22 protein-coding genes are annotated in these 21,206 nt (G+C 56.8%); 2 read left to right on the plus strand and 20 right to left on the minus strand.

Annotated features, from left to right (window positions below):
* Positions 1 to 6 precede the first annotated feature (6 nt).
* Entirely contained in the window at positions 7 to 705 is a 699-nt protein-coding gene (locus MJ257_RS07895) for a Crp/Fnr family transcriptional regulator (protein ID WP_240268722.1), read from the minus strand.
* Positions 706 to 749: 44 nt separating this feature from the next.
* A complete protein-coding gene (locus tag MJ257_RS07900) occupies positions 750 to 1,175 on the minus strand; it encodes a DMT family transporter (protein ID WP_240268723.1) in 426 nt (141 codons plus the stop codon).
* Positions 1,176 to 1,324: 149 nt separating this feature from the next.
* On the opposite strand from MJ257_RS07900, the gene MJ257_RS07905 reads away from it, so the two are divergent.
* On the plus strand, positions 1,325 to 1,885 hold the full coding sequence (locus MJ257_RS07905) for a GNAT family N-acetyltransferase (RefSeq protein WP_240268724.1): 561 nt from the start codon (positions 1,325 to 1,327) through the stop codon (positions 1,883 to 1,885).
* A gap of 19 nt (positions 1,886 to 1,904) precedes the next feature.
* Here the strand turns inward: MJ257_RS07905 and MJ257_RS07910 are convergent, their stop codons facing one another.
* Both MJ257_RS07910 and MJ257_RS07915 read right to left on the minus strand, forming a co-directional pair.
* Positions 1,905 to 2,420, minus strand: a complete 516-nt coding sequence (locus MJ257_RS07910; protein WP_240268725.1) for a GNAT family N-acetyltransferase — start codon at positions 2,418 to 2,420, stop codon at positions 1,905 to 1,907.
* A gap of 72 nt (positions 2,421 to 2,492) precedes the next feature.
* Positions 2,493 to 2,921, minus strand: a complete 429-nt coding sequence (locus MJ257_RS07915; protein WP_240268726.1) for a MarR family winged helix-turn-helix transcriptional regulator — start codon at positions 2,919 to 2,921, stop codon at positions 2,493 to 2,495.
* 150 nt (positions 2,922 to 3,071) lie between these two features.
* On the opposite strand from MJ257_RS07915, the gene MJ257_RS07920 reads away from it, so the two are divergent.
* On the plus strand, positions 3,072 to 4,556 hold the full coding sequence (locus tag MJ257_RS07920) for an MFS transporter (protein WP_240268727.1): 1,485 nt from the start codon (positions 3,072 to 3,074) through the stop codon (positions 4,554 to 4,556).
* A gap of 86 nt (positions 4,557 to 4,642) precedes the next feature.
* Here the strand turns inward: MJ257_RS07920 and MJ257_RS07925 are convergent, their stop codons facing one another.
* From MJ257_RS07925 to pxpB, 16 genes are all read right to left on the minus strand, one after another.
* Positions 4,643 to 4,933: a hypothetical protein gene (locus tag MJ257_RS07925; RefSeq protein ID WP_240268728.1), complete on the minus strand. Its 291-nt coding sequence runs from the start codon at positions 4,931 to 4,933 to the stop codon at positions 4,643 to 4,645.
* A 55-nt stretch (positions 4,934 to 4,988) separates the two neighbouring features.
* Complete coding sequence (locus MJ257_RS07930) at positions 4,989 to 5,615, minus strand: nucleotidyltransferase family protein (protein ID WP_240268729.1); 627 nt, start codon at positions 5,613 to 5,615, stop codon at positions 4,989 to 4,991.
* Entirely contained in the window at positions 5,608 to 6,765 is a 1,158-nt protein-coding gene (locus tag MJ257_RS07935) for an XdhC family protein (RefSeq protein WP_240268730.1), read from the minus strand. Before MJ257_RS07935 ends, MJ257_RS07930 begins: the two co-directional genes overlap by 8 nt.
* Positions 6,766 to 7,184: 419 nt before the next feature.
* Positions 7,185 to 9,500, minus strand: a complete 2,316-nt coding sequence (locus tag MJ257_RS07940; RefSeq protein ID WP_240268731.1) for a xanthine dehydrogenase family protein molybdopterin-binding subunit — start codon at positions 9,498 to 9,500, stop codon at positions 7,185 to 7,187.
* Positions 9,497 to 9,958 (minus strand): (2Fe-2S)-binding protein, encoded by a 462-nt coding sequence (locus MJ257_RS07945; RefSeq protein WP_240268732.1) that lies wholly within the window; start codon positions 9,956 to 9,958, stop codon positions 9,497 to 9,499. Before MJ257_RS07945 ends, MJ257_RS07940 begins: the two co-directional genes overlap by 4 nt.
* 64 nt (positions 9,959 to 10,022) lie before the next feature.
* Positions 10,023 to 10,982 carry a type 2 periplasmic-binding domain-containing protein gene (locus tag MJ257_RS07950; RefSeq protein WP_240268733.1) on the minus strand — a complete coding sequence of 320 codons (960 nt, stop codon included), beginning with the start codon at positions 10,980 to 10,982 and terminating at the stop codon, positions 10,023 to 10,025.
* A 21-nt stretch (positions 10,983 to 11,003) separates the two neighbouring features.
* A complete protein-coding gene (locus MJ257_RS07955; RefSeq protein ID WP_240268734.1) occupies positions 11,004 to 11,852 on the minus strand; it encodes an FAD binding domain-containing protein in 849 nt (282 codons plus the stop codon).
* 83 nt (positions 11,853 to 11,935) lie between these two features.
* Positions 11,936 to 12,247 carry a 2Fe-2S iron-sulfur cluster-binding protein gene (locus tag MJ257_RS07960; protein ID WP_240268735.1) on the minus strand — a complete coding sequence of 104 codons (312 nt, stop codon included), beginning with the start codon at positions 12,245 to 12,247 and terminating at the stop codon, positions 11,936 to 11,938.
* 62 nt (positions 12,248 to 12,309) lie between these two features.
* Positions 12,310 to 14,010 carry an FAD-binding protein gene (locus MJ257_RS07965; protein WP_240268736.1) on the minus strand — a complete coding sequence of 567 codons (1,701 nt, stop codon included), beginning with the start codon at positions 14,008 to 14,010 and terminating at the stop codon, positions 12,310 to 12,312.
* A 22-nt stretch (positions 14,011 to 14,032) separates the two neighbouring features.
* The gene (locus MJ257_RS07970; RefSeq protein WP_240268737.1) at positions 14,033 to 14,815 is read right to left on the minus strand and encodes a LamB/YcsF family protein; all 783 of its coding nucleotides are present in this window, start codon (positions 14,813 to 14,815) and stop codon (positions 14,033 to 14,035) included.
* A 138-nt stretch (positions 14,816 to 14,953) separates the two neighbouring features.
* On the minus strand, positions 14,954 to 16,381 hold the full coding sequence (locus tag MJ257_RS07975; protein WP_240268738.1) for a UbiD family decarboxylase: 1,428 nt from the start codon (positions 16,379 to 16,381) through the stop codon (positions 14,954 to 14,956).
* Positions 16,382 to 16,475: 94 nt separating this feature from the next.
* Positions 16,476 to 17,513 carry an ABC transporter substrate-binding protein gene (locus MJ257_RS07980; protein WP_240268739.1) on the minus strand — a complete coding sequence of 346 codons (1,038 nt, stop codon included), beginning with the start codon at positions 17,511 to 17,513 and terminating at the stop codon, positions 16,476 to 16,478.
* Between the two features lie 91 nt (positions 17,514 to 17,604).
* Positions 17,605 to 18,411, minus strand: coding sequence for an ABC transporter permease (locus MJ257_RS07985; protein ID WP_240268740.1), 807 nt, complete (start codon positions 18,409 to 18,411; stop codon positions 17,605 to 17,607).
* A gap of 18 nt (positions 18,412 to 18,429) precedes the next feature.
* Complete coding sequence (locus MJ257_RS07990; protein ID WP_240268741.1) at positions 18,430 to 19,206, minus strand: ABC transporter ATP-binding protein; 777 nt, start codon at positions 19,204 to 19,206, stop codon at positions 18,430 to 18,432.
* A gap of 70 nt (positions 19,207 to 19,276) precedes the next feature.
* Positions 19,277 to 20,296, minus strand: coding sequence for a 5-oxoprolinase subunit C family protein (locus tag MJ257_RS07995; protein WP_240268742.1), 1,020 nt, complete (start codon positions 20,294 to 20,296; stop codon positions 19,277 to 19,279).
* Positions 20,293 to 21,051, minus strand: coding sequence for a 5-oxoprolinase subunit PxpB (gene pxpB / locus MJ257_RS08000; protein WP_240268743.1), 759 nt, complete (start codon positions 21,049 to 21,051; stop codon positions 20,293 to 20,295). Before pxpB ends, MJ257_RS07995 begins: the two co-directional genes overlap by 4 nt.
* Between the last annotated feature and the right edge of the window lie 155 nt (positions 21,052 to 21,206).

Here is a 21,206-nt window from a genome sequence, read left to right on the forward strand (position 1 = left end):
TGCCCCCTATTCGTAAATATTCCGGCTGACCAAGCTGCGGAGAGCTTCCCGGTCTTTTACCGTGATGCCCTCCCGGCTTCGCTCGATCAAGCCTGACGTCGCAAATTTCTGCAGCACCCGGTTCAAATGCCGATAGCTGGTTCCGATCAAATTCGCCGCATCGGCCAAATCGGCCGTACCCAGCTTCCCAAGAAACAGGGCATCGGCTTCGTCATAAGAGACGGACAACAGATAACTCGCTAGCCGGATCTCAACCGGATACAGTAGATTAAAGCTCATAGAGCTGGATTTCATGTAGAACTTCTTCGTAATGATGTCCAGCAGAAAATGCAGCAGCGGGGAATGATCGGCGCAATACTTCCGCAGCCAGCGGTACTCCACGCCGATCATCTGGACCGGCGACACCGCCTCGACCGTATTGATAATATCCCCGTCCCGGATGTATTCGACATCCCCGACGACTTCCAACGGGTTTTTGAAGGAGATGACCAGCGTACGGCCTTCCGGAGACGTGTTATAAATTTTGATTTTCCCCCGGACGAGCACGTACATCGAATGCGAAGGTTCCCCTTGCGTGCAAATCAGTTCCCCCTGGTCATATCCGTATAGCGTCAGATAAGGCAGCAGCGCTTTGGGAAACACCTTCCGAAGACCATACGATTCGATATAATCGGCCAACAAGGCCCGGTCCGCTACTTCTTTCATATCCGTTCTCCTTCCTGACAGAGGGGCCCTTCTTGCTCATTCTGCTAAAACTTGAGGATCACGACCCCCGCGATCATTAAACCGATACCGATAAATTGCGGCAGCCGCATTTTTTGCTTCGGCACCCCGAACCATCCTAGACTATCAATGAAAAAAGTAATGCACAATTGGGCGATCAACACCGCTGAAATCGTCAAGGTCACTCCAACCTGCTGGATCGCCGTGACGTTGCTAAAAATAATGATCGCCGCCAAGGCCCCGCCGCTGATATACAACGGACGAACGCGCCGCAAATCCCAAAGCCCTCCGTCTCGAACGAACATCCAAATGACCAGCGCCGCAGCAAAGCCGGTGAACTGGGTCAACGCCGCCGCCGGCCATGTCCCGATATCCGCGCTGATCCGGGTATTGGCTACCCCCTGCAGGGTGATGAACGCCCCGGCCAAGAACGCAAACAACAAACCCCTCATATTCTCTCTCCTCGTTATCGGATACTTCGATCCTTTATGTCAATACCTTATTAAAGGATATCTTCTGCCGTTTGGAAAGGACATATGTCCTGAAAGAGGGAAATTCGGTTAATATAGAAGGAGATTGGACCACAAACGGAGGGCATGACATGCAATGGACGTTCACAACCTTAACGGAATGGGATAAAGCTTGGTGGGATCAACTGGGACCCATCTACCGGGAAGCGTTTCAACACGGAGCCAAACCGGAGAAAGTGCTGCGGAGCATGCTGGAACGGAGAGTCGCCAGCTTGCATGCGGGACTTCAAGAAGGCGAAGCGATGGCGATGGCCGTCACCGGCATCAGCGGCGGGCATGGCCACAAGCGGTTGATTCTTGATTATATGGCGGTTCGCCAAGATCAAAGGGGGCGCGGTCTCGGCCACTTTTTCTTCTCCCAAATCCGCGACTATGCCGTGCAGGAACACCAAGCCGAGGCCATCGTGATCGAGGCGGAAGCAGAGGACACGGAGACAAACCGGGACCGGCTTCGCTTTTGGATCGATTGCGGATTCAAAGCCACATCCTATGTACATCAATATATCTGGGTCCCCGAGCCGTACCGTGCCTTATATCTTCCGCTAAATGACCAATTCGCCTTATCGGATGACGGCCGGTCGTTATTTCGCGATATCACGTCATTTCATCAACGCTCGTTTCGCGGGCAATAGAGGGCCAATCCTAGTTCGATCACTCCGCTTCGAGAATCTTCTCGAATACGGGAAAAACGTCGAGTCGGCCGGGAAAACGCACCTCTCCCCGCTGTTCATAACCCAGCCCGCGATATAACTTCAAGGCGGCAGCGTTTCTTGCGTAGGTGTCGAGCCGAAGGCTTCGGTACCCCTGCTGACGGGCATAAGTCTCGGCAAAACCGACCATCCGGCGGGCGATGCCCCGCCCTTGTTGACTCGGGTCAACGGCCAGCCGGTGCATCAGCAAACAAGGCCCTTCGGTATCTCTCCAAACGATCGTCTCATACTCCTCGTCTTGATGTTCGTCCAAAACGACGATGGCGGCCAATTCCCCCTTCAATTCAGCGGCAAACAGCACGCCTCCCCGCAAATCTTCCTCCAACACCTTGCGGTTTGGATAGTCGTCGTTCCATTGATCGCTGCCGCCCTGCCGCATGACTTGGATGCAACGCCCGATCAATTCCATGATCTCATCCAAATCTTCGGGGCGTCCTGCCCGAATCTGCAATTCCATTCGAATCACCTGCTTTCGGAAAAAATAAATAAAGGGTCGTACGCTGAGAAACCATAGAGAAGGAAGGCAATCCTAATCGCCATGCTGCTTACTTTCATATACCCTGGCAAGAAGTCCCTCGAGCTGTCGTTTCTCCGCTTCGCTTAAAACGGCCGTCAACTGGCGGTTAAAATCGGCTAAAATCCGCCGTAACGTCGGCTCGAAGGCCCGGCCTTTATCCGTAGGATACAATAGGATCGATCTGCGGTCATGCTCGTCCACCCGGCGCTCGATGAAGCCGGCCTCCTCCAACTGCTTGACGCAGCGGGCCGTGGTGGCTTTGTCGAACTTGATCATGTTCGTCAATTGGTCCTGGTTTAATCCCGGCGTCTTCAGGATCGCCAATAAATAGCTGTGGTTTCCTCCGCCTCCGATTCCGTACGGCTTCAGCAGCGCGGCCAACTCCTTCTGGTTGATCCGTTGAATATAGGCGATTAATTTGCTTACGGAAGGGTTGTTCATCCCCTTGCACCTCTTTGCGATTTCTGGTTTACGCAAATTTTACCCGATATCTGTTGCAGTCGCAACTAAATTGCAGTACACTGGGGATGCTTCATTTAGTTGCGGATGCAACAAATTGGATTTGGATGGAGAAAAGAGAGGTGTTATCCTATGAATTCCCAAAGATCGGACCAACGCATGACTTCCTACCAGGACGATCCGGACATTCAGCGCAAACGTTGGTTAATCCTGATCGTCCTGAATTTGTTTACGTTCATGTCGACGCTGGACGGCAGTATCGTCAACATTGCCTTGCCCGTGATCTCTAAAGAGATGAAGCTGAGCGTAGCCCAGGCGGAATGGGTCGTTACCGCATATTTGATGATGATCTGCGCGGCCATCCTCTTCTTCGGTAAGCTCGGGGACATCGTTGGCAAAATCAAGGTTTTTAAATGGGGAATGGTGATCTTTACCGTAGGTTCCTTGCTGTGCGGCTTCAGCTTCAGCCTGCCTCTGCTCGTCGGCTCGCGCCTGCTGCAAGCGCTTGGCGCTTCGATGACGATGGCCAACAGCCAAGGGATCGTGACCGACATCTTCCCGGCCGGCGAGCGGGGTAAAGCGCTTGGGCTCATCGGCACCTTCGTCTCCCTGGGCAGTATCGCAGGCCCGAGCTTGGGCGGGGTGATCGTTTCCGCCTTAGGCTGGGAGTATATTTTCTGGGTCAACCTGCCCGTTGGCCTGATAGCGATCGGCATCGGCTGGAGGATGCTTCCGGCGGACCGCACCAAACTCAAGGTGAAGATCGACCGAGTGGGCAGCCTGCTGTTTCCGGTTTTTATCTTGGCGTTGTTCTCGGGCCTGCTGCTGGGTCAGCAGATCGGCTACCGGGACGTTCGAATCGTTGGCGCGCTCGTGCTGGCGGCCATCGTGTTCCTGGTGTTTCTATGGGTCGAGAAACGCAACGAGGCCCCGATGCTTCAGCTTACCTTGTTCCGCAACCCGTTGTTCAGTTTGAGCATCCTGACCGGTTTCTTGGTGTTTGTCGCCAACTTCTGCTTTAATATCATCGCGCCATTTTATACGCAAAGCATCTTGAATCTCTCGCCTTCCCACGCCGGGTTTCTGATGATGCTGTTCCCGATCGTCATGGTCATCGTGGCGCCGCTCAGCGGCGCGTTGTCCGATAAGATCGGCTCCGAGCTGCTGACGTTTGCCGGACTGATCGTGATGGTCATCGCGCAGATCGGGTTGGCCCGTCTGCACGATAGCAGCCCCATCGCGCTGGTCGGCGTGTGGATCGCCATGCTTGGCCTCGGTAGCGGTTTGTTCCAATCGCCGAACAACTCGCTGGTGATGTCGAAGATTCCGAAAACCCAGCTCGGCATCGCCGGAAGCATCAACTCGCTCGTGCGCAATATCGGGATGGTCGTCGGGATTACGGTGGCGACTACCACCTTGTTCAGCGTCATGAGCAGCCGGGCCGGCCGCCGGGTAACCGGATTGGTGCCGGATCGTCCCGATCTGTTTCTGTCCGGCATGCATGTGGTGTTTATGACGTCGGCTTCCATCTGTCTGGTTGCCGCGATTTTGACCGGCTGGCGGTTCTGGTTCGCAAGACGCGCGCTGCGGCGCGAGCAAGTTAGATCCTCGTATTAAACCGGGATCGCAAACAAAAATCCGTACCGGGTGTTCTTAACGCCAGTACGGATTTTTTTCGTATGTTCGTAATCTTCAAGGCCTGGTTATTCCGCCCATTCGAGCCCTTCCAGGATTCGAAATTTCAATAACGCGAGCAGGAAATCCGTGTAGAAGTCTTTGCGCACGATGATTCGATACTGACGCTCCTGATCCTGATTCAAATAAAACAAAACATCGGTATACACGTCATTGTCCTCGAACCGTTTCTGTACTTCCCGCATCTTCGATAACAGCGGTTCGTCCTGCAGGAAAGTCAATTCGAATTCCACGTCATCGTCATTCGTCGTCTCGCGGATCCGAACCCGTTCCGGATCGATTCGATAATTCAGCGGCATGTCCCGTCCCCCTCATGCTTGGATGCCCTAAGGATATCTTGACTCCACGGAGAAGTCAACTTTTAGGAAAAACCGACAGACGAAACCGTTCATAATCCTCCGGGGTGTCGATATCCCGCGGTGCCGGACCGGGGATCTTCACCTCAAGGATCTGGTCCTTGTATTGCTGCAGCAGCTCCTTGGCACCGGCATCGCCGTCCAGAGCCATCAATTCGGGGAACAGCTGCGCCGCGAACAACACGGGATGCGCCGGACGATCGTCATAGCGCGTTTGAACGATCTCAGCACCGGTTTGGGCGAAGGCTTCTGCCGTTTGCCGGACGGCCTCCGGCGAGATTTCCGGCTGATCCCCCAGCAGAACCTGAATCGCCGCCGGCAAATGACGCTCTTCCAACTGCCGAACCCCGGCCGCCAGCGAAGCGCCAAGTCCCCGGTCGGCCTGCGCCGTCGTCAGCCATTCCACCGTCAGGCCTTCGACCTGCTCGCGCCGTAGCGGACCGCCTTCGGCGGCAATCACCGCTACCCGCACATTCCCGGCTTCCAAAGCTTGGTGCACCGTTTGATGGAGCAGATTTCCGCGCGGCGCCGGCAACAGCAGCTTAGGTTCGCCCATCCGCCGGGAAGCGCCGCCGGCTAGAACCAGCGCCCATACGTCCCTTCTGCCTACTGCGTGCTCAGACACGGCAGGACTCCGGGAATAAGGGCTCGTCCAGAATCAAAGATCGTGGTGACGACAAATCGTTCCCGCTACCTCCCCCGCCGATTGGCGCTTTTCGATCACGCAGGAAACCGCCGCTGCGGCCGTTCTTGACGGCGGTCATTTCCGCCAAGATGCTCATCGCGATCTCCTCAGGGGTTTCCGCGCCGATGTCCAGACCTACCGGAGAATACAGCTTCCCCAGCAGCTTGGGGTCGATCCCGCCGTTCGGCTCGCCCTCTGTCTGCTTCGGCTCCAGGATTTTCTCCAAGCGGTAGCGGGAGCCGACCAAGCCGAGATAAGCCACCTCCGGCGTTAACATCCGATGGACCGCCTCCCGGTCCAGATCCAGGTTGTGCGACATGACGACGACGTATTTGCCCCGGACGTCGATTTGTTCAAACGCGAAACGCGGGATAATCCGCAGCTCGTCGGCTGCGGGGAACCGCTCCCGCGTCGCCTTGTCCGTCGCATGATACGCGACGGTCACCCGCCACTGCAGCCGGCGAGCCAGGCTGCAGAGCAAGCGCGCATCGTCGCCGACGCCGACGATGACCAGCTCCGGGCGCGGTGCGACCCGCTCCAGCAGCAGCTCCAGCTGCGTGCTGCCCTCGGTGTGTCGCACCAGCCCGGCCCGCCGGCCTGCGCCCAGCAGGCCGGCTTCCACCGCCGCGGCGGCGAGCGTACGGCGCGCGCCCGGCGGCACGGCGGCGGGATCGGAGGAACCGATCACCGTCGCCGCCACGTACGGCTCGCGCGTTTCCACGCGCCGCCGCAAGTCGCCGATGATCCGGTCCGCCGCATCCGGCGAACGGACCGGATCAAACGGCTCGAGCCACACCGTGATCGCCCCGTTGCACCCGAGGCCGATCCCCCACACTTCGTCTTCCCCGATGCGGAAGTCGTATAACAGCTTGCGGGGCTCCAGCGTACGAAGCACCTCCTGCGCATGCTCGCGCAGGTCTTCTTCGATGCAGCCGCCGCTCAGGATGCCCGTCACCTCGCCGTCGGCATGGATGAGGCAGCGCGCGCCTTCCCGGCGATAGGCGGAGCCGTCCACATCGACGATGGCTGCGACGACGCAAGCCCGGCTCTCCGACTGGCATGCGTCCAGCGCACGGATGAGCTCCTCCATGTTCTCGTCATCTCCCGTCTTTCTTTCATTGTCCGTATCTTTCCTCGTAACACGCTTCCGGCATGGAAGAAATGTTACATTTTCTACAACATGATGGCCGGTAATAGGAGCTCCAAGGCGTAAATGTTGTATTTTCTACAACATTACGGCTTGAAAAAGCGGCTTCAATGCGTAAATGTTGCAGTTTGTGCAACATATTCTACCAATAGGAGAGGAATAAGCCCCAAATGTTGCAGTTTTTGCAACATATTCCGCTACTACGCGAGGAACAACCTCTAATTGTTGCAGTTTTTGCAGCTTATCCCTATACACCACATTTTTGCCTTAAATTGCTGTACGTTCTGCAACATTTCCCTTCAACCGAGTTCAAACAGGGTTCAACCTTATGATCCTTGCTACTCTTGCGATTCTTACGATCCTTACGATTGCAGCGATTTCCACACCCGCTCCGCCGACAGCGGCAGCACGTACCCGCGCCGCCCTGTCGCATGGGCGATCGCGTTAGCGATCGCGCCCGGAACCGGGTCGAGCGCTACCTCACCCAGCGACTTGGCTCCAAACGGGCCATGCGGATCGGCTTCCTGCACGAAATGCACCTGGACGTCCGGCAAATCCTTGGCACCCGGCATGCGGTAGTCCATCATCGAAGGGTTCAGCACTTTGCCTTCCTGCACGATGAGATCCTCCATCGTCACCCAGCCGATACCCTGGGCTACGGCGCCCAGGACCTGGCTTTTGGCCATCGTTTCGTGAATGATCGTACCCGAATCGTGTACGGCCCAATAACCGACCACTTTCGTCCGGCCGGTGTCCGGGTCGACCTCGACCTCGGCGACATGCGCCGCGAACGGATAGTTCGGCGAAGGATGCCCGAAATAACTGGCGTCCGGCAGCTCGGTGTCCGGTACATAGGTTTCCTTGACGGTAAGCTCCTCGCCGGCATGGCGAGCCCGGAACCAATCGGCGACATCGCTAAGCGTATAGGACTTTCCGTCGTGCTTCACGACGCCCGCCTCATACGCAGCTCCCTCGCCAAGAGCCTGAACGGCCAATTGCCGAATTTCGCGGACCAGCGATTCCGCAGCCTTTTGTACGGCATTGCCGCCCATGACCGTACTGCGGGACGCCAGCGTACCGATGCCAAACGGATACCGTCCGGTATCGCCGGATTTCACCAAAATCTCGTCTTCCGGAACGCCCAGCACACGGCTGGCGATTCGCGCGTAGGTCATCGTCATCCCTTGGCCCAGCTCGATTTCGCCGGTTTCCACTTCGACGAATCCGCCCGGTTTGATGCGGATCACCGCCGTCGAGCCGTCAAAGCGCGGATCGATCGCGCGGAAGCCCGAGACGTGGTTGGCCACCGCAAGGCCAAGGCCGCGGTAAGGCGGCAGCTCGTTCCTCCGCTCCCAACCGGACAGCTCCTTCACCTTTTCGATGCATTCCTCCAAACTGCATGTATCGAGACGATAGCCGTGCAGCGTCGTATCGCCGGCGTGGACGATATTTTTGAGGCGCAGCTCGGCCGGATCCATCCCCAGCTCCAGCGCGATTTCGTCAATCACGCTTTCCACCGCGAACAGCATTTCCGCATTCCCGAACCCGCGCATGCAAGTGGTCGGGCTATTGTTGGTGTATACCAAGTAGCCCGTCGACTTCACATTGCGAAAATGATAGATATTGTCGGCCCGGGTACAGGCGGTCGCGATCACGTTCGGGCTCCAGTACACCCGAGCCCCGGCATCCGCGTACACGGTAAGATCCTTGTAAACGAAGTTTCCTTCGGCATCTGCGCCGATCTCAATGTCGAAGGTCAGCGGAACGCGGGGATGGGCCGTCATCATGTCCTCATGGCGGTCCAAAATGATCTTCACATGCCGTCCCGTGACCATCGCCAACGCGGCGGCAATCACATGGACTTTCAGGACGTATTTGGCGCCAAAAGACCCCCCAATTGGCGGCACGATGATCCGCACTTTATCCTCCGGTAAGCCAAACCCGGCAGCATACGCTTCCCGCGCCCGGTACGGGATGTGGGAAGGCGCCCAAATGGTAATGCCCTCCTCCTCCGACCAAAATGCAATCGCCCCGACCGGCTCCAAATGCCCCTGATAAATCCGGTTCGATACGTAACGCCCGCCTTTGATGACGGATGCTTTCTTCTTCCCTTCCTCCAAGTCGCCGCGGGCGACATCCACTTTCATCGGCCGATTCAGCTCCACGTCCTCGTGGATCTGCGGCGCTCCGGAAACCATCGCCTCCTCCGGATCAAAGACGCCGTCCAGAGGTTCAAAATCCACCTCGATCAGCGCCAATGCCTGCTCGGCCGCCTCCTTCGTCTCCGCAGCCACCGCCGCAATTTCGTCGCCGATGAAGATCACGCGGTCTTTCGCGAGAATGTTCCAGTCTTTGAATTTGGTTGGCCCGTATTTATGGCTGGGCACGTCGTTAGCCGTAATGACGGCATGAACGCCTTCGACCTGACGGGCTTTCTCCACGTCAATCCGCTTGATCCGAGCATGCGCGTAAGGACTGCGGTAGATGGCGCCAATCAACTGCCCGGGAAAGTTCATGTCGTGAAGGTAACGAGTTTCCCCTTCCAGCTTGGACTTCAAATCCAGCGGCTTTTGCTTTAGCGCCGGATTGACTTGCCGAGCCGACTTGTTCGGGTCGGCCGGGTTCATGACCTTGGCGTCCGTCGATTGGCTGGGCTGCTGCATGCGGTTCGTCGTCATCGCACGGCTCCTTTCGAGGCCAGAACGTGCTCCGCCGCTTCGATGATGCCGCGGTATCCGGTACACCGGCACAGGTTGTTCTTCAGCGCCGCTCCAATGTCGCCGCCGAAAAGGGCCGGATTTTGCAGCCAAGCCCAAGTCGTCATCATGACCCCCGGAGTACAAAAGCCGCATTGCACGCCGCCGTACTCCTGCATCGCCTGCTCCAGCTCCCGGAATTCGGGATGCCGCGCCAAGCCCTCGATCGTTTCAACCGTTTGCCCTTTTGCCGAAGCGGCCGGCACCAGACAGGAGACGACCGGCTGCCCGTCAAGCAGTACGGTGCAAGCGCCGCATTCGCCGGTCCGGCAGCCGATTTTGGTCCCCGTCAGGCCTTGTCCTTCACGGATCACGTCCGCCAGCGAAGCCGTCGCCTCGCCGTTCCAGGTCACGTCCTCGCCGTTTATGGTTAACGTCATGCTACTAGGGTTATGGTTATGTCCGCCGTTCATGAGGCAGCACCTTCTTCCTTTGTGCGTATGCTTATGTGTCTTGTACGGAGGAGTGGAAAACTTCTTGCGGCGTGAAGCTGCGCCCAAGCAAGCCGTCCTCCTGCAGATAGGAAATGAACGTCTCGATCTGCGGCCAATTGGCGGAGACGCCGTACGGCCACATATCCCCGTTCATCAGCTTGGCCGATTGTTCGGCAGATTCCCAGACGAACGGATTGGAAGTTGCGTTGCGAATCGTCTCCAGCAACTCGGTGATGCCTTCCTCTTTGATCTCCCGCATCAGTTCGTACAGCTGCTTGGGCAGCTCGGGGAACTGCCGGGCGGTTTCCGCCTTCAGCGAAATCAAGTGCATGATCGGAAAAATTCCCGTACGCCCATAATACTCCCGCTCCACGTTCCAAACATCGGGGAACAACCGGCGCAGCACGCCGCCTTCGCCCGAAGCGGGGAACAGCTTGGCCGGCGGACGCCGGGCCGTCATGATCGCATCGACTTTGCCATCGGCCAGCGCCTCGAAAATATCGCCTTCCGTCAATTTTGCCGGAATGTCTACCGGAACCCGTTCGGGACGGAACGTAAACCATTCCATCTCCTCATTGGCGATGCCCCATTCATGCCGGAACATGCCCCGGACCCATACGGCCGCCGTCATTTGAAACTCGGGAAAACCGAACCGTTTGCCCTTCAGCTCGGAAGGATGGGTACACGGGCTGTCCGAGCGTACATAAATCGCGTTATGCCGGAACGACCGCGACAGAAATGCCGGAATCGCCGTTAACCGCGTATCGCCTCCGCCTTTGGCAATCAGGTAAGAGGCCAGCGATAGCTCGGATACGTCATAGGCGGCCTGCGAAATTTGCTTGACAAAAATCTCCTCGATCGACTCCTGCTGCACATCCAGCTCAAAGCCGGTCAACGTTTTGTCGCCACCTAGCAGCTTCAAGGTGCGGTCGCTTTCCGACATCGCCACCGTTAATTTGGTTCCTGTCATGCTTGATGCTCCTTCCCCTCGTTACAGGCCGTTAGCGAGCAAAGCGTTCGCGGCCCGCCTGATATAAGTTCCGACCAAAGCTCGGCGGTAATCCGCGCTGGCGCGCACGTCCGTGATCGGCGAGCTGCGCCGGGCGTACAGGCCGCCGAGCTCCTCCAGCTTGACGGCGGTGAGTTCGCCGCTCCAGCGCTGGTCTTCCTCCGCGCTCAGCGCGAAAGGCTTGGGCGCGGCCGCGCCAACCGCGGCGGTCCCCCACTCGATCTCACTCCCATTGCCTTGCAGCAGCAAGGCGACGGAGACGATCGAGATGTCGGTTGCCGCGCGCTGGTCATGCCGCAGAAACACCTGCGGCACCTCCAGCATCCGGGCCGGGATGAACAGCGACGCGATCAGCTCGCGCTCGCGAAGCTGGGTCGCCTTCGGCCCGGAAATGAAGTCCGCGATCGGCACGCTTCGGGTGCCGTCCGCCCCGGCAAGCCGGACTTCCGCTCGGTAAGCCACGAGCGGAACGACCATGTCGGCTGCCGGGGAGGCGTTCGCCACGTTGCCGCCGAGCGATGCGCGGTTTTGGATCTGCCAGCCGCCGACGATGCGGGCGGCTTGTTGCAGCGCGGGCACGACGCCGAACGCGTCGCTGCCCCAAATTTCGGCGGCCGTCACCGCGGCGCCGATCTCGAGACCCGCCTCGGTTCGGCGGGTCGTACACAGCTCCGGCACGCGCCGGATGTCGAGCCAGTCGGTGTGCTCCGACTCGTACGATTTGCGCTGCGCGTTCACGAACAAATCGGTTCCCCCGCACACGATGCGGGGATTACGCTCCCGAAGCAGCTCTAGCGCTTCGTCTAAACTGCGGGGCTGTAGCCAGGCCATAATTGCCCCTCCTTCATGTGAATATTGGTTATGTCATGAAGCCGCAAGACTCCTTGCCAGCTTTGGGGTTTGCTGCCCGTTCCCTACTCTAGCGCCGTCGCCAAATCCTTGATCCAAGGACGGCCGGTCAACGGCTCGATCTTGACCTCGCTGCCCGGAACGGCGCGAATGCTGCATAGGTAACCGGGTTTGCCGTCAACGAAAGCCGAGCATTCTTTGCAGGCATTGGCGGAACGGCAGGAATACCGCACCGAAAAGGACGGATCCTTATGCTCCCGAATCCAAAAAATCGCATCCAGCAAGCTCATGCCGTCCCGGAACGGGACCTCGAATGTCTCCAGGGAAGCGCCGCTTTCGGCATCGCCGCGAACCACGTTTAAAGTAACTGTTGCCATTGTTTGTGTCTCCCTTCTTTCGTAACCGACATGCCGGCTCGCTTGATCTCGTACGTTCTTCGTTACACGCCGGCCGGCAGTTGAACCTCGGATACGCCCCATTCCCCATCCTCTTTCAGGACATAACTGTAGCTGGACGGCTGGGTCAGCGTATCGTCGTAGTCTAGCCGTACATGCGCACCGCGCGTTTCTTTGCGCTCCAAGGCCCCCAGCACAATCGCCTCGCTGACCTTCAGCATATTGGCGGCTTCCAGTTTCTCGAATAGGGACAAAGCAAATTTGCCCGGCTTTGCCAGCGAAATCCCGTCGAGCTCGCTACGCAGCGCCCGGAGTTCCGTCAACGCCTCCTTCAAGCCGCTTTCCGTGCGAAGCGGACCTGCCCCTTTCCACATGATCTGCTGCAGCTTGCGCTTAAACGCTTGGAGCGACGCGTTATCCCGATCTACCGGAACGGGGTGCCAAAATTGCGTCAGGCGCTCCATCTCCCGGTCGAACGCCTGGCGCACGGCGGCTTCGTCCAGTTCGCCTTGCTTCTCCCGCGCCGCGGTTTCGCCCGCGATGCGGCCGGTGACTAGCGCTTCGGTAATGGCATTGCCCGATAAGCGGTTGGCCCCATGCATGCCATAGATCAGCTCGCCCGAGGCCAGCAGCCCTGGCACCCGCGTGCGCATCGCCTCGTCCACGCGGACGCCGCCAAGCATGAAATGCGCCATCGGCGCCACTTCCACCATGTCCTTGGTCAAATCGACGCCCTGATTCCGCAAAATATCGATCACCGGGCCAAACGCTTCCTTCAGCTTGTCCTCCGGCACCATCGTGAAGTCGAGATAAGCCCCGCCGTGCGGCGTGCCGCGGCCGGCTTCCACCTCGCGGAAAATCGCCAGCGTCGTTTGGTCGCGCGCGGCCGTGTATTTTCCGGCGACTTCCCCGTTGTATTTGTCCATGAATTCTTCCTTCAATCCGTTCAGCAGGCGGCCGCCCAGCTTATAGCGGAACGGATCCCACATGATCGGATCGATGCCGACGAGCGGCGGAAACAGATGGGCGATCGGGAAGAACTGCACCATCTCCATGTCGCGCACCTCGGCTCCCGCCTCGGCTGCCAACACGAATCCGTCGCCGGTCATGTTCGCGGACGCGCTGTTGCGCTCATAAACTTCCGTCAACCCGCCCGTAGCCAAAATAACCGACGAAGCGGCGATGCTGATCGGACGGTACTCCTCCATCTCAAAACCGATCGCGCCAACCGCACGGCCCTTTTCGACCACCACTTTCGTGATCATCACGTTTTTGAGGCGCTGGATGTTATCGTCCTTCCAGATCGCCTTCTTCAACCCGGCCGCCGTCGCGCCGCCCGTATTCAAGATGTCCACGTACACGCAACGTGCCTTGGAATGCCCCGGGGCAAAAGCCTGCGAACGTTTGCCGTCCGGCGTACGGGCCCACTTGACGCCGTAACCTTCCGCTTCGAGGATCACTTCGGGTCCCCGTTCCACGACGGTGCGGACAATATTCGGATCCGCCAATCCGCGGCTTCCCTTCATCGTGTCCTCAAAATGGATTTGCGGATTGTCCTCTTCCGCTTCGCCTAAAGCGACGGCCACGGTCATCTGGGCCAAAATCGTAGCCCCGCCCCGGCTAATCAAGCTTTTGTCGGTCAAAATCACGCGGGCGCCCTCATCGGCTGCCGCTCTCGCTGCCATCAACCCGGCGGCACCGGATCCGACAACCAGCACATCGGTCTGCAAATGCATTGGTTCCATCCTGCTGTCTCCTCCTTTGCGCTTAGGCTTGTTGCTCCAGCGTAATCCCTGCCGGCTGAACCGTAATTCCTGCAGCGGTTAAAGAGCTGCGAATCTTGCCGGCAAACTCTACGGCATGAATGCCGTCGCCGTGGATGCAAATCGTATCGGCCTGAATGGCCACATCGACGTTTTGCTGCGACATTACCTTGCCTTCCGCGACCATGCGAATGACTTGTTTCACTGATTGATCCTCATCCGTAATCAAGGCATCCGGCAAACGGCGGGAAGTCAGCGAACCGTCGGATTGGTAAGTCCGGTCGGAGAACACTTCGCTGGCCGTGCGCAATCCGGCTTTCTTACCGGCTTGGATCAGTTCGCTGCCGGCAAGCCCGAACAAAATCAGCTCCGGATCTACCTTATAGACCGCTTCGGCGATCGCCTCAGCCAAACCGGCATTTCGTGCCGCCATGTTATAGAGGGAACCATGCGCTTTCACATGCTGCAGCTTCGCCCCTTGCGCGCGTACGAACCCCCACAACGCGCCGATCTGATAAACGACGATGTCATAAGCCTCCTGCGGGGACAAGTCCATGTCGCGGCGGCCAAACCCGACCAGATCCTGCAGGCCGGGATGTGCCCCTAGGGCAACCCCGTGATCCAATGCCAGCTTGACGGTCTGGCGCATCGTCGCCGGATCGCCGGCATGAAACCCGCATGCGATATTGGCCGAGGTCACGAATTTCAGAACCTCGCTGTCCCTGCCAAGTTTATAAGCCCCAAAGCTCTCACCCATATCACAGTTCAAATCGACTACGTTGTTCATGTTGATGCTCCTCTCGCAATTCGTTCACAGCATAATTCATCACATTAATTATGAAACAAGCCAGCCCCAAGCGGCCAGCGGGATTCGAGATCCATGGAAGGGTCCTGATCCCTACCGACCGTTTGAGGCTTAGGCGTTTTAGATTTGCCAGTTGTTTTTCTCTTCCGAATTCAGCTCGCGGAGCAAAGCCAGATCGGCCAGTTCCACTTTGTCCTTCGGAACGACGGCCCGCTTCGGGAAGACGACCGGCGGCGCTGGTTTGGTGGCATCGACGATCACGGCGCTGGACATGCGCGGCGTATTCTTGCCTTCGGCATTATACTCCCAGTTCGTCGGCAGCAATCCGCCCGGTCCGTTCCAACGCGGGATGATGAGCAGATCGCGCTCCGCATCGAACCGCGTGCCGATCGCCCAAGCGACCTCTTCGCCGTTAAACACGTCGATGTCCTCGTCCACGACAACGATATGGCGCAAATTCTCCGGCTCGGTGTTGAGCGCCGCAAATGCCGCTTTTTTCACGTCCGCGTCCTTTTCCTTCTGGATCGATAAATAGCAGTTCATCCGGCTATAAAAAGGAACGTTCACCGTTTTGAGGCCCGGCACGATTTTCTTCACCGTATGATAAATGCTGCCGGAGCGCGGCACTCCGCCCACAACCAAATGCTCCCGTCCGGAGGCGACGATATCCTGGAAAATCGCATGATTCCGGTATGTAATGCGTTTGATGCGGATCGTCGGTACGGAGCCTCCACCGAGATAGTGACCCGGCCATTCGCCGAAAGGCCCTTCGCTGTGATCGTTATCCGGCAAAATTTCGCCTTCCAGAATGACTTCGGCATGCGCCGGCACGAGCAAATCGGAGGTATCCGCCTGCACCAGTTCCAGTGGTTCGCCCATTAACGCACCGGCCGCTTCATATTCGCCGCCGATGCCTTGAACCCGGGATACGGCTCCCATGATGAATCCGGGATGATGCCCAAGCGCAATCGCGATCGGAGCCGGCTTCCCTTGCTTTTTGTACTTTTTATAGATCAAGCCGCCATGATGCGCGCCAAGGAACCACACGCCCATATCGCGTTCGTTGAAGATTTGGTGGCGATAGATCCCGGCATTGATCAGCCCGGATTCCGGATCGCGGATGATCATCACGCCCGCCGACAAGTACGGCCCGCCGTCCATCTCGTTGTGCACGGGAATCGGCAGCTTGGACAAATCGACGTCCGCTTCTTCGATCACGTTCTCTTTAACTTTGGCAGCAGAGCGGTCTACGACTACCGGTTCGATCGGCTGCTGCAGCTTTTCGCCGTATACCCGCGGAATGTCTTGAACCTCACATCCCAAGTAGAGTGCCACGCGTTCGTAAGAGGTCAACAAGTTGGAAATGCACGCCATCTGCGCCCCTTTTACCCTGTTGAACAACAGGGCCGGGTAATCGCCTTTTTCCGCCAGCGCCGCCGCATACGCGGTAATGCCAAAACGCGGATCAACCTCCGTGTCCACAAGCTTCACGCTGTTTGCATCAAATTGAGTTAATTGCCCGAGATAAGTTCTTAAATCTTTGGCCATGTGCGGATCGCCTTCTTTCTGTAAGATCGTCGGTCGTGAAACAAATCGGGCAAAATGCACGGCAATCCGCGATTTCACCCGATTTTCATATGGCTTAAGGAAGCAGCGAGAGGTCTACCGTATCGGCAAACGGAATTTCTTTTTCGATCACGCCCGCCTCGATTTGGGTTTTCGAGACGTTTTTCGCGCCTTCCTCGGACACCTTGAGTCCTGCCGGTACTTTGGCCAGCTGGTTTTTCACTGCGGTCTCCATGACGTCGGCCGGAATTTGGTCAAACTCTTTCAGCATCGCTTCTACTGCGGCTGCTGGATCCTTCTGCACGCGTTCGTTCACTTCATTGCTGACTTGAAGGAACCGTTTCATGGCATCCTGGTTTTTGTCGACCCAATCCGTCTTAGCCATGACGGTAATCCCGGCAAAATCATACGGCGGATCGTACAGTACCCGGTAATTGCCTGTTGCCACCATTTGCGAAATCGTCGGTTCGGAAACCATGCCGCCGGCGGCTTTGCCGCTTTCGATCGCGGCCAGCATCGTAGCGCCGCTGCCGCCGTTGATAATCTGCACGTCTTTGTCCGCGTCGATATTGGCGGTTTTCAAGCCTTCGCGCAGCCCGGTGTCGGACAAGCTGCCCACCTTGGTTACGGCCAGCGTCGCTCCCTTCAAATCTTCAAGCGACTGGAACGGAGCATCCTTCTTCACGACCAGCGAATAGCCGACGCCATTGTAAATTTCGCCGTAAGCTTTAACGCCTAGGCCGTTCTTTTGCTGTCTCAACACATGCTCGTAAGAGCCCAACACAATGTCCAGGCTGCCGCCTACCAGGGCTTGCACCATATCGGCGCCAGACGTGAAGCTTTGTTTTTCGATCGTAATTCCGGCTTTCTCATAGGAGCCGTCGTTAATGCCGATTTGCGCGATGATCGGCGTCATGCCGCCGCCGACCAGACCCACGCGGATCTTGACGTTTTCCGGCTGGTTCGCGTTGTTTTCTCCGCCGTTGGTTCCTGTCGCTGCGTTGCCGGCGCCTTTATTGTCCGCAGGTGCGGCCGTGTTGTTGTTTCCGCAAGCGCTGAGCAAAGCGATCGTCAGCACCAGCAATGTAGCCATAAGCATTTTTGTTTTTTTCATGGGATTCCCCTCCTTGAATGGTAACTTTCTTTCTAAATTTTATGGTTTCTCCAATTTATTTCATCTTGTTAAATAAGTTGGAGTTCTTCCCTTACCGGTATTTCAGCAAACGCCGTTCGACCTGCACGATGATCTGTTCTAACACGACGGCGATAATCATAATGAGGACAAGGCCTGTAAAAATCCCCGTTGTATCCAGCATGTTGGACGAGTAGGTGATGTAATACCCGAGCCCCCGGTTGGAGCCCACCAGTTCGGCGATGACGGACCCGATCAAGGCCATGCCGATATTCAGCCGCAAGCTCGTCAAAATCCATACGGTAATCGATGGAAGCACTACCCAGCGGAGCTTGTGCGTCCATTTGGCTTTAAATGTGCTCATCATATCCATCAGGTCTTTGTCGATGTTGCGTACGCCTTCGTAAGCATTGTAAAAAGCGACGAAAATGACCATCGCCACGACCATCAGAATCTTCGAGGTCATGCCGATCCCGAACCAGACGATGAACAGCGGGGCCAGCGATACCCGAGGCAAGCTGTACAATGCCATGATGTAAGGATAAACCCACTTTTGAAAAATCCCGCTGAACGCGAGCAAAATCCCCAGCAGCGTACCTCCAAGCATCCCGATAACGAGGCCGACGATGGACTCCTGCAGCGTGATGCTCATATGGAACCATAGATCCCCATTTGCGGTCATGTCGATAATTCGCTTCAGGATTAAAGACGGCTTGCTCAGCCAAAAAGAATTAAACGCCGTGCCCGAGAGCAGTTCCCATAATCCGATGAGAACGATAAATACGACCAATCTGCCGATCCACACGGCCGCGCTGCGATTCCCTCGCCCCGCCTTAGGGGAAGGAGAACTGGCCGAGGCTGTCGTTGTTTTTGATGCCATGATGATTTCCTCCTCTCTCTATTCCCCGTCTGACATTTGGGCCCAAATTTCTTTCTGCAGCTCCTTGAACTGGGGATCGAAACGGATGTCGTAAAAAGGGCGCGGCCGCTCCAGATTCACTTTAAACTCCGCTTTGATCCGTCCCGGCCGGGAGGTCATCACGATCACCCGGTCGGAAAGCGCAATCGCCTCTTCGATATCATGGGTGATGAACAGCACGCTTTTGCCGACATTTTCCCACAACTGCAAGAACTCTTCCCCGATCTTCACCCGGGTCTGGGCATCCAGCGGTCCGAACGGCTCGTCCATCAGATAAATCTCGGGATCGTACGCGAAGGTTCGCGCCAAGGCGACCCGCTTGCGCATCCCGCCGGACAATTCTTTCGGATGGTAACCGCCGAATCCTTCAAGCCCAACCATCTTTAGTAATCGGTTGGCTTCGTCCAACTGTTCGTTTTTGGATCGCCCTTTGATCTCCAGCGGGAGACGCACGTTGTCGATGACACTTTTCCAGGGGAGCAAGGCATCGTTTTGAAATACCATTCCGACCTGGCTTGGCACGCCTTGGATTTCCTGACCATCCAGATAGGCGCTGCCGCTTGCCGGTTTAAGCAGTCCGGACACCACCTTCAGCAAGGTCGACTTGCCGCAGCCGCTTGGACCGACAACGGATACGAACTCGCCGTCTTCCACCTTGAGCTGTACGTCCTGCAAAGCGACGGTGCGTTGGCCCTTGGACTCGTATTCCACGCGCAAATCCCGAATTTCGAGTTTTGGATGGCTCTTGTTCTCCATAGTTCATTTCCTCCATACTGAATTTTCCAATCCTGCTGTCTGTTTATGCATGCCGGTCCAAGCCGCCCGATCAGAATTTGCGTTCGGAAGTCTCCAACAGATCCAAGCCCTTCCGCAACGTTTGGATCGCATTTTCCCGCTCGATCCATTGCCGTTGCGCCTCTTGCAGGGTCACCTCCTGGAATCGAACCCGTGCACCTAAGTTGGTTTGAGCTAGAAGCGGCAAATCCACGCTTGCGACTTGCGCAATCTTCGGATATCCTCCGGTTGTTTGGCGATCCGCCATCAAAATAATCGGGTTCCCGTCAGGCGGTACCTGTACGGTTCCCATCGTCACGGCCGAGGAAATCATCTCTTTCGACGGATTCATCTGCAATTCCCGGCCTTTGAAACGGTAACCCATCCGGTCGGACTGCGGTAAAACCGCAAATTCCTCTTGCCATAAAATCTGTTGGCTTTGTACTTGAAACAAATCGTATTCTTCCCCCGGGATCAGCTGAACGATGGGGTTTGCCGCATATTTCGGAAGCATTTCCGGAAATACCGCCCACCGGCTGACGGCGCCGTACTCCTTGCTCGCTTCCCTGGCGAGCAAACCAAGCAAATGGGAGCCGCGTTGCGTCATATCGCCTAAAGTCAGCCGATCGCCCGCAACGAGTGCCCGCCCCTCATAACCGCCGATGCCTGCCCTTAAATAGGTCGAGCGGCTGTTCATTCGGACCGGAACATCAATGCCGCCTCCTACCGCCAGGTAAGCGCGGCAGCCGAGCTGGATCGGACCAAACGTCAACATGCTGCCCTTAGGCGCTAACACCGTTCTCCACAACGGAATGGGCACCCCGTTCAGCTTGGGCGATAAGTCGCCGCCGCAGAGCGAGATCAGAGCCGTTTGCTCGAAGCGGATTACCGGGCCGAGCAGCGTGATTTCAAGCCCGGCTTCTTCCTCCGCATTACCGACCAGCAGATTCGCAATTCGAAGGGCAAAAGCATCCATCGCTCCGCCAACAATCACGCCATACTTCTGAACGCCGAACCTTCCCAAATCCTGAACCGTGGTCAACAAACCGGGTTTTTCGATCAGCAAGCTCATCGCTCCAACTCCTCCCATGCTTCAAATTGTTCACGGGTGATCGAGTAAAAACGAACGATATCTCCAGCTTGCAGCAAGGTCGGCGGCATTTGCTCCGGCTTGAACATTTCGATTGGGGTTTTGCCGATCAACTGCCAGCCCCCTGGGGTATCAATCGGATAGACACCGGTCTGATCTCCGGCAATTCCGACGGTTCCAGCCGGAATAGACAAGCGCGGTGTTTCCCGGCGAGGTGTGGCAATGCGTTCGGACATCCCTCCCAAGTAAGCAAAACCAGGGGCAAATCCAAGCATATACACCAGATAATCCGCTGAAGTATGAATCTGGATCACTTCTTGAGGCGTGAGTCCATTGCGGGAGGCTACCGTTTCTAAATCCGGTCCGAAGTCCCCACCGTAACAGACAGGAATTTCTACGATTCTGGCTGGTGATGCATTAACGTCACGCAGTGTGAGAAGCAACTCGGACACCAGCGCCGCAGCCAACTGGAACGGGCTTTCCGTAAGAACATGTCCTTCCTGCTTCACTTCTTCCGTAAGCAGCTTCGCTACGTCATAGTAAATGGTCACCGACGTAAAAGCCGGAACCGCCTCGATCATCCAAGGAAACGGGTGTTGATCCAGATGTTCTGCCAACTGCCTGACTTTGAGGTGGGTATCCTTTTGAATCGAATCACCAAACTTCACAATCAGCGCCGAATCTCCGAGTGGAGTGATGGGAATCTCTGCGGTAGACGGCGAGTAAGTCATGTTCATCCTCCCATCCGAATTTCGGACTATCAATACCGAATTACGAATCTTTTACATAAAATCATTGTTAGTTAGAATTCCATAAAAATCAAGAAATTTTCCTTTGAAATTTTCAAAATGTTGAGGTTGTTCCGTATTTCGGATCGTTATTTCCGAAAATC

Source organism: Paenibacillus timonensis (assembly GCF_022427145.1).
Lineage (GTDB): Bacteria > Bacillota > Bacilli > Paenibacillales > Paenibacillaceae > Fontibacillus > Fontibacillus timonensis.

Bases quoted from the DNA above. Each gene is read 5' to 3' on its own strand.
- MJ257_RS07995 (WP_240268742.1), bottom strand. From the start codon at position 20,296: ATGAGCTTGCTGATCGAAAAACCCGGTTTGTTGACCACGGTTCAGGAT.
- MJ257_RS07970 (WP_240268737.1), bottom strand. From the start codon at position 14,815: ATGAACAACGTAGTCGATTTGAACTGTGATATGGGTGAGAGCTTTGGG.
- MJ257_RS07935 (WP_240268730.1), bottom strand. From the start codon at position 6,765: ATGGAGGAGCTCATCCGTGCGCTGGACGCATGCCAGTCGGAGAGCCGG.
- MJ257_RS07965 (WP_240268736.1), bottom strand. From the start codon at position 14,010: ATGGAACCAATGCATTTGCAGACCGATGTGCTGGTTGTCGGATCCGGT.
- MJ257_RS07975 (WP_240268738.1), bottom strand. From the start codon at position 16,381: ATGGCCAAAGATTTAAGAACTTATCTCGGGCAATTAACTCAATTTGAT.
- pxpB (WP_240268743.1), bottom strand. From the start codon at position 21,051: ATGAACATGACTTACTCGCCGTCTACCGCAGAGATTCCCATCACTCCA.
- MJ257_RS07910 (WP_240268725.1), bottom strand. From the start codon at position 2,420: ATGGAATTGCAGATTCGGGCAGGACGCCCCGAAGATTTGGATGAGATC.
- MJ257_RS07940 (WP_240268731.1), bottom strand. From the start codon at position 9,500: ATGACGACGAACCGCATGCAGCAGCCCAGCCAATCGACGGACGCCAAG.
- MJ257_RS07895 (WP_240268722.1), bottom strand. From the start codon at position 705: ATGAAAGAAGTAGCGGACCGGGCCTTGTTGGCCGATTATATCGAATCG.
- MJ257_RS07960 (WP_240268735.1), bottom strand. From the start codon at position 12,247: ATGGCAACAGTTACTTTAAACGTGGTTCGCGGCGATGCCGAAAGCGGC.
- MJ257_RS07905 (WP_240268724.1), top strand. From the start codon at position 1,325: ATGCAATGGACGTTCACAACCTTAACGGAATGGGATAAAGCTTGGTGG.
- MJ257_RS07925 (WP_240268728.1), bottom strand. From the start codon at position 4,933: ATGCCGCTGAATTATCGAATCGATCCGGAACGGGTTCGGATCCGCGAG.
- MJ257_RS07980 (WP_240268739.1), bottom strand. From the start codon at position 17,513: ATGAAAAAAACAAAAATGCTTATGGCTACATTGCTGGTGCTGACGATC.
- MJ257_RS07915 (WP_240268726.1), bottom strand. From the start codon at position 2,921: ATGAACAACCCTTCCGTAAGCAAATTAATCGCCTATATTCAACGGATC.
- MJ257_RS07900 (WP_240268723.1), bottom strand. From the start codon at position 1,175: ATGAGGGGTTTGTTGTTTGCGTTCTTGGCCGGGGCGTTCATCACCCTG.
- MJ257_RS07990 (WP_240268741.1), bottom strand. From the start codon at position 19,206: ATGGAGAACAAGAGCCATCCAAAACTCGAAATTCGGGATTTGCGCGTG.
- MJ257_RS07985 (WP_240268740.1), bottom strand. From the start codon at position 18,411: ATGGCATCAAAAACAACGACAGCCTCGGCCAGTTCTCCTTCCCCTAAG.
- MJ257_RS07920 (WP_240268727.1), top strand. From the start codon at position 3,072: ATGAATTCCCAAAGATCGGACCAACGCATGACTTCCTACCAGGACGAT.
- MJ257_RS07945 (WP_240268732.1), bottom strand. From the start codon at position 9,958: ATGACGTTAACCATAAACGGCGAGGACGTGACCTGGAACGGCGAGGCG.
- MJ257_RS07950 (WP_240268733.1), bottom strand. From the start codon at position 10,982: ATGACAGGAACCAAATTAACGGTGGCGATGTCGGAAAGCGACCGCACC.
- MJ257_RS07955 (WP_240268734.1), bottom strand. From the start codon at position 11,852: ATGGCCTGGCTACAGCCCCGCAGTTTAGACGAAGCGCTAGAGCTGCTT.